Source organism: Streptomyces sp. NRRL S-378 (genome assembly GCF_000720645.1).
In the GTDB taxonomy this organism is placed as follows: domain Bacteria; phylum Actinomycetota; class Actinomycetes; order Streptomycetales; family Streptomycetaceae; genus Streptomyces.
In genome coordinates, this window is the sequence record NZ_JOBX01000044.1 from 50,047 (window position 1) to 56,785 (window position 6,739).

Here is a 6,739-nt window from a genome sequence, read left to right on the forward strand (position 1 = left end):
ATGGACGTGACCAGAGTTGGCGAGAACCGCACCCGTGTCTACTGGCCGGTAGGAAACTTTTTGCGACCGACCGGTGAATGATCAAGCCATATGCGTGCGGACCGGGACACCCGTTAGGTGTCGCAGTCCAGCACCGTGCCGCACAGGCCGCACCGCGCCCGCAGCCGGCCGCGCACCGGTACCCGCACCCGCTGCGCGCACACCGGGCACGGGAAGCTGACCCGCAGTCCGGGGCCGGAGCCCTCGGGCTCGAAGCGGTACGCCGCGCCGGCCGGGGCGGCCCCGCCGCGCCGCGCCCTCGCGTACCGCCGCCGCGCCGGCGGCCCGGCCGCGGCGAGCGGCGCCCGGCGGTGGTCCCGGGCCGCCGCTGCGCTCCCGCGCACGTAGGCCTCGTACGCCTGGGGACTGGTGAACCAGGCGGACGGGTCCTCGCCGAACAGCGCGGCCCGCTTGGCCAGGACGTAACCGAACTCCTCCGGCGTCAGGTAGCCGAACCTCTGGTGGGTGAGCGCGTCCTCCCGGTAGGCGTCCAGAAGCAGCCAGCCCGCCCCCAGGTAGGCGGCGGCGGTGTCGGTGAGGATCTCGTTCTCCGCCGGATCGGGGAAGGCCAGTTCCAGCCGGTGCAGCAGCACGTGGGCGATCTCGTGCGACAGTGCCGCCGCCAGGTCCCGCCGATGGGTGCGGAAACGGTCGTTGACCTCGATGAAGTACTCCGGGCCCGCGGCCAGTTCCACCGCGGCCGCCTCCTCCATCGGGCGGAACGCGACCACCGTGCGCACATCGGGCAGCCGCAGCGCGCGCACGACCGCCGAGGCCACTCGCTGCGCTCCCAGGTGCAGGTCGTCGGAGGCGTCGAAGGCTGCGTCGGCGGGGGAGAGGCTCGTGGCGTAGGCGCGGACCCCGTCGGCCGACATGCGCCGGAACAGCGCGGTGATCGATGCGCGCACGGTCGCCAGGTGCGGAAATCCGTGCTCGATGGTCCCGCCCCGCCCGCCGTTCTTCTCCATCCGGTGCCCCTTTACCGCAATCCCTGTTGCTGTGACGGGAGTTGGCCGAAACTGCGTTCTTGTTGGCCGCCATCCTCCTGATGTGTCATGGACCCGTCATTCCCCGATGACACGCACGGCCCAACCCCCCACGAAAGGCAGTGTGTTGACTGTGTCCAGCCTTGTGCGATTCATGAAGCGCACCCTCGCCGTCGGCGCCGTCGCCCTCGCGGCCGTCAGCCTCCAGCCCGGCACCGCCACCGCCGGCACCGCACCCGTCGTGGGCGGCACCCGAGCCGCCCAGGGCGAGTTCCCCTTCATGGTGCGCCTCTCCATGGGCTGCGGCGGCGCCCTCTACACCCAGCAGATCGTCCTCACCGCCGCCCACTGCGTCAGCGGCTCCGGCAACAACACTTCCATCACCGCCACCGCCGGAGTCGTCGACCTCAACAGCACGAGCGCCATCAAGGTCAAGTCCACCAAGGTCCTGCGTGCCCCCGGCTACAACGGCACCGGCAAGGACTGGGCCCTGATCAAGCTCGCCAAGCCCATCAACCTGCCCACCCTCAAGATCGCCGAGACCAAGGCCTACGACAACGGCACCTTCACCGTCGCCGGCTGGGGCGCCACCCGCGAAGGCGGCGGCCAGCAGCGCTACCTCATGAAGGCCACCGTCCCCTTCGTCTCCGACGCCGACTGCAACGCCGCCTACAGCGACCTCGTCCCCGGCGAGGAGATCTGCGCCGGCTACCTCGACCAGGGCGGCGTCGACACCTGCCAGGGCGACTCCGGCGGCCCCATGTTCCGCCGCGACAACGCCGGAGCCTGGATCCAGGTCGGCATCGTCAGCTGGGGCATAGGCTGCGCCCGCCCCGACTACCCGGGCGTCTACACCGAGGTCTCCACCTTCGCCGCCCAGATCAAGAGCGCCGCGGCGACCCTGTAGTCCCCCCACCGCCTCGTCCTTCCGGCCACCCGCGAACCCGCCGGAAGGACGAGGCGCACCCCCTTCCGCCCCCGTACCGTCGACCGACGTACCGCCAAGCCGGAACACCGCAGCCCGGGCCTCGCGACACCCACCCGGCCGCCCGTCCCGCGGTGGCGGGCCCACCCGCCCACCGGTCCCACGGGCGGGAACCGGTGGCAGCGGGCGACAGGGGCGCAGGTGGCGCACGGCGATCAGCGTGGTCATCGCGGACGACCAGGAAATGGTCCGACCCGGCTTCCGGATGATCCACGAAAGCCAGCCGGACATCGAGGTCCTCGCCGACGTCGTCGACGGCGAAGCCGCCCTCGCCGCCGTCGCCGAACACCACCCCGACGTCCTGCCCCTCGACAGCCGCATGCCGAAGCCCGACGGCCTCGAAGTCACCCGCCGCCCGTCCGGCAGCGACCGGCCACGCATCGTCATCGTCACCACCTTCGACCTCGACGGGTACGTTCACCCAGCGCTCCACGGCGGAACGTCCGGCTTCCTCCTGAAGGACGCGAGCCCGGCCATGCCGGTTGAGGCCGCCCGGGCGGCAGCCGACGGCGACTCCCTCGTCCCGCCCGCCATCACCGTGCGACTGCTGCGCGAGCCGGCCCCGAAGACCTCAGCCGCCGCCCGGGCCCGCCGCCCCGCCGAACCCCTGACAGAACGCGAACGCGACGTCGTGCGCTGCCCCGCCCGCGGGATGACCAACGCCGTCTGCGTCTCCCTCTCCACCGTCAAGACCCACCTCGCCACCGTCCAGACCGAACTCGACGCCCGCCACCGCGTCGAGATCACCGCACGGGCCTGGGGAAGCGCCCTGGCCGCCACCACCGTGACCCACCCGAAGCCCTGGGCGGCCGCTGCGCCGCGCCCACCGCCCACCGCGCGCCCGGCCCGGCGGCCGTTCCGCCCTGGGGCTGCGCCCCGGCCGGGCAGGCGTTGCCCTACCGCTGCCCGCGCCGACCGCGCGCCGCGCGCCTGGCCCGCCGGTTGAGGCTGCGCCCCGGCCGGGCAGGCGTTGCCCTACCGCTGCGCCGTGCCGCCGCCGAGCGGCGAGCCTGGCCCGGCGGCCGTTCCGCCCCGGGGCTGCGCCCCGGCCGACCGGCCCCGCCGACGATCGGAGCGCGGGAGGCGGGGCGGAGCCCCGGGGGCGGCGGCACGGCCGGGCATACGGGGGTCACCCCGTGAACCCCGTCGACGGATGGGTCCGCACCCACCCGCACGCCGCCCCCTGGTTCCGCCTCCTGCTGACCCTCACCCTGCCCGCCCTCGTCACCTTCGAAGGCGTCGTCCTCGCCGGCCGCCCCAGCCTCCCCCACGCCGCCCTGTGGACCTCCGGCATCCTCGTCCGCCTCAGCCCCGTCCCCTGGCCGGCCATCCCCTCCTGACCCGCCCCCGTCTCACAGGCCGACTACCCCCGCGACCTGCGGGCCCACGCCACGTATTCTCGACAACCATGAACATCAGCGACCTCGACAACGGCACGGGCAACGGCCAGGACGCCACCGCCGACGGCATCGACGAGAACGTCACCGCCGAACTCGCCCGCCTGCGGGACAGCATCGACAACATCGACGCCGCCGTCGTCCACATGCTCGCCGAACGCTTCAAATGCACCCAGCAGGTCGGCCACCTCAAGGCACGCCACCAGCTGCCCCCCGCCGACCCCGGCCGCGAGGCCAGCCAGATCGCCCGGCTCCGCCAGCTCGCCGAGAACGCCAAGCTCGACCCCGCCTTCGCCGAAAAGCTCCTCAACTTCATCATCGCCGAGGTCATCCGCCACCACGAGACGATCGCCGCCGGCGAAGAGCAGTAGCCCGGGGTCCGGCCGCCCACTGCGGCAGCATGGCCCCATGTCCGCACTGAAGCGCAACGAAGCGCAGCTCCGAGCCCAGCTCCTCGACGTCCACCACTACGCCGTCACCCTCGACCTCACCGGCGACGACGACACCTTCGACTCCACCACCGTCATCCGGTTCACCGCCCGCACCGCCGGCGACACCTTCGTGGAGCTGAAGCCGGACGTCCTGCGCTCCGCGACCCTCGACGGCAGCCCCCTCGACCCGGCCGCCCTCGAAGACAACCGGCTGCCGCTCACCGGCCTCACCCAGGGCCCCCACGAGCTGCACCTCGACACCCGCATGCGCTACTCCCGCACCGGCGAGGGCCTGCACCGCTTCACCGACCCCGCGGACGGCCAGACGTACGTCTACAGCCAGATGTTCCTCGACGACGTCCAAAGGGTCTTCCCGGCTTTCGACCAGCCCGACCTCAAGGCCGTCTTCGAGTTCACCGTCACCGTCCCCGCAGACTGGACCGTCCTCGCCAACGGCATCACCACCCGCCTCGCCGACCGCGACATCGACGGCGCCGGCATCTGGCAGTCCGCCCCCACCCCCGTCATCTCCACCTACCTCGCCGCCGTCGCCGCAGGCCCCTGGCACAGCGTGACCACCCACCACGCCGGACTGCCCTTCGGCATCCACTGCCGCCAGTCCCTCGCACCCCACATGGACGCCGACGCCGACGAAATCCTCTCCATCACCAAGGCCTGCTTCGACCGCTACCAGGTCAAATTCACCGAGCCCTATCCCTTCGATTCCTACGACCAGGCCTTCGTCCCCGAATTCAACGCCGGCGCCATGGAGAACCCCGGCCTCGTCACCTTCCGTGACGAATTCATCTACCGCTCCGCCGTCACCGACACCGAACGCCAGTCCCGCGCCATGGTCATCGCCCACGAGATGGCCCACATGTGGTTCGGCGACCTCGTCACCCTCGCGTGGTTCGACGACATCTGGCTCAACGAGTCCTTCGCCGAATACATGGGCTACCAGACCCTCACCGAAGCCACCCGCTTCACCGACACCTGGACCGACTTCGGCGTCACCCGCAAACCCTGGGGCTACGACGCCGACCAGCGCCCCTCCACCCACCCCGTCGCCCCCGACGACGTCCCCGACACCGCCTCGGCACTCCTCAACTTCGACGGCATCTCCTACGCCAAGGGCGCCTCCGCCCTGCGCCAGCTCGTCGCCTGGCTCGGCGAGAAGGACTTCCTCGCCGGCATCAACACCCATTTCGCCCGCCACAAGTTCGCCAACGCCTCCCTCGCCGACTTCATCGACTCCCTCGCCGCCCACACCGAACGCGACGTCCGCGGCTGGGCCGACGCATGGCTGCGCACCACCGGCACCGACACCCTCACCCCCCGCATCGAGGCCCCCGAGGGCACCAACGGCTGGACCCTCACCGTCGACCGCACCGGCACCCGCCCCCACCACATCGCCGTCGGCGTCTACGACCGCGACCCCGCCGACGCCCGCCTCCTGGAACTGCGCGAACTCCTCGACCTCGACGTCCCCACCGACGAGATCATCTCGGCCGGCGGCGAGCGCCCCGCACTGCTCCTGCTCAACGACGCCGACCTCACCTACGCCAAGGTCCGCCTCGACGAAACCTCCCTCGAAACGGTCCTGCGCAGCCTCTCCGGCATCCCCGAGGCCCTCACCCGCGCCGTCGTCTGGAACTGCCTGCGCGACATGGTCCGCGACGGCGAACTCGACCCCCACGACTACCTGACCACCGCCGAGGCCCACCTCCCCGACGAACACGACCTCGCCATCGTCCAGGGCGTCCTCACCTTCGCCCGCACCGAGGTCGCCGTCCGCTACGTCGCCCCCGAGGACCGCACCGCCGCACTCGGCACCCTCACCACCATCGCCCGCGACCTGCTCCGCCGCACCGAGGACGGCTCCGAACCCGGCATGCGGCTCACCGCCGTACGCACCCTCGTGGGCAGCGCCACCCAGCCCGACACCATCTCCGCCTGGCTCGCCGACGACACCGTCCCCGGCGGCCCCGCCCTCGACCCCGAACTGCGCTGGCGCATCCTCGGCCGCCTCGCCGTCCTCGGCGCCATCGGCGAGAACGAGATCGACGCCGCCCTCGCCGCCGACCCCAGCGCCACCGGCGAGGAAGGAGCCGCCCGCTGCCGCGCCGCCCTCCCCACCCCCGAGGCCAAGGCCGCCGCCTGGGACCGCCTCTTCCACGACGACACCCTGTCCAACTACCTCTTCAGCGCCACCGCCCAGGGCTTCTGGCAGCCCGAACAGGCCGACCTCACCGCGGAGTACGTCACCCGCTTCTACCCCGACGCCGTCGCCCTCGGCGCCCGCCGCGGACCCGCCATCGGCGAGGCCGCCGGCCGCTACGCCTTCCCCGCGTACGCCGTCGACGAAGCCAACCTCACCGCGGGCCGGGCCTGCCTCACCGACCCTGACATCATCCCGCTCCTGCGCCGCAAGCTCGTCGACCAACTGGACGACCTGTCCCGCGCCCTCCGCGTCCGCGGCTGACCCTGCGGGGCCCCTGCGGGGGGCTCGGCGGAACGGGGGACCGGGGCCGGTGCCGGGGGCGGGGCGCCGTCCGGGCCCGCTTGATCCATGGCGCCGTCGCAGGAGCGCCCCGCAGGGGCGGACACCGCGCCAGCACGTCACGTCCTACGTCCCGGCCGACCCCCCGGCCCGTCCCCGACCCCGGGGGCGCCGGCCGGTGCCGGGGGCGGGGTGGGGTGCTGTCCGGGACGTAAAACGTGATGTGTTGGCGCAACCGCAGCCCGTCCGGGCAGGTCGACCCGGGGCGCCATACATCATGCAGTCCCGGACGGCACCCCACCCCGACCCCGGCACCGGCAACCCGCCTCCGGCAACGCCACCGCCCGCGCCCGGCAGCCCGCCTCCGGCAACGCCACCGCCCGCGCCCGGCAGCCCGCCTC

The 6,739-nt window shown here is 72.8% G+C and carries 5 protein-coding genes and 1 pseudogene; 5 read left to right on the plus strand and 1 reads right to left on the minus strand.

The window, feature by feature from the left end; genetic code table 11:
- Positions 1-113: 113 nt before the first annotated feature.
- Positions 114-1,007: a hypothetical protein gene (locus IH80_RS0126885; protein WP_030963931.1), complete on the minus strand. Its 894-nt coding sequence runs from the start codon at positions 1,005-1,007 to the stop codon at positions 114-116.
- 172 nt (positions 1,008-1,179) lie between these two features.
- Between IH80_RS0126885 and IH80_RS0126890 the strand changes: the two genes are divergently transcribed.
- The 5 genes and pseudogenes from IH80_RS0126890 (at position 1,180) to pepN (ending at position 6,320) form a co-directional block, all read left to right on the plus strand.
- Positions 1,180-1,932 (plus strand): S1 family peptidase, encoded by a 753-nt coding sequence (locus IH80_RS0126890; RefSeq protein ID WP_030963933.1) that lies wholly within the window; start codon positions 1,180-1,182, stop codon positions 1,930-1,932.
- 232 nt (positions 1,933-2,164) lie between these two features.
- Positions 2,165-2,788, plus strand: a pseudogene (locus tag IH80_RS0126895) (response regulator); the annotation flags it as partial.
- 358 nt (positions 2,789-3,146) lie between these two features.
- Complete coding sequence (locus IH80_RS0126900) at positions 3,147-3,350, plus strand: hypothetical protein (RefSeq protein WP_030963936.1); 204 nt, start codon at positions 3,147-3,149, stop codon at positions 3,348-3,350.
- 68 nt (positions 3,351-3,418) lie between these two features.
- The gene (locus tag IH80_RS0126905; protein ID WP_051809974.1) at positions 3,419-3,778 is read left to right on the plus strand and encodes a chorismate mutase; all 360 of its coding nucleotides are present in this window, start codon (positions 3,419-3,421) and stop codon (positions 3,776-3,778) included.
- Positions 3,779-3,815: 37 nt separating this feature from the next.
- The gene (gene pepN / locus IH80_RS0126910; RefSeq protein ID WP_030963938.1) at positions 3,816-6,320 is read left to right on the plus strand and encodes an aminopeptidase N; all 2,505 of its coding nucleotides are present in this window, start codon (positions 3,816-3,818) and stop codon (positions 6,318-6,320) included.
- Positions 6,321-6,739: the final 419 nt, after the last annotated feature.

Bases quoted from the DNA above. Each gene is read 5' to 3' on its own strand.
- IH80_RS0126890 (WP_030963933.1), top strand. From the start codon at position 1,180: ATGAAGCGCACCCTCGCCGTCGGCGCCGTCGCCCTCGCGGCCGTCAGC.
- pepN (WP_030963938.1), top strand. From the start codon at position 3,816: ATGTCCGCACTGAAGCGCAACGAAGCGCAGCTCCGAGCCCAGCTCCTC.
- IH80_RS0126905 (WP_051809974.1), top strand. From the start codon at position 3,419: ATGAACATCAGCGACCTCGACAACGGCACGGGCAACGGCCAGGACGCC.
- IH80_RS0126885 (WP_030963931.1), bottom strand. From the start codon at position 1,007: ATGGAGAAGAACGGCGGGCGGGGCGGGACCATCGAGCACGGATTTCCG.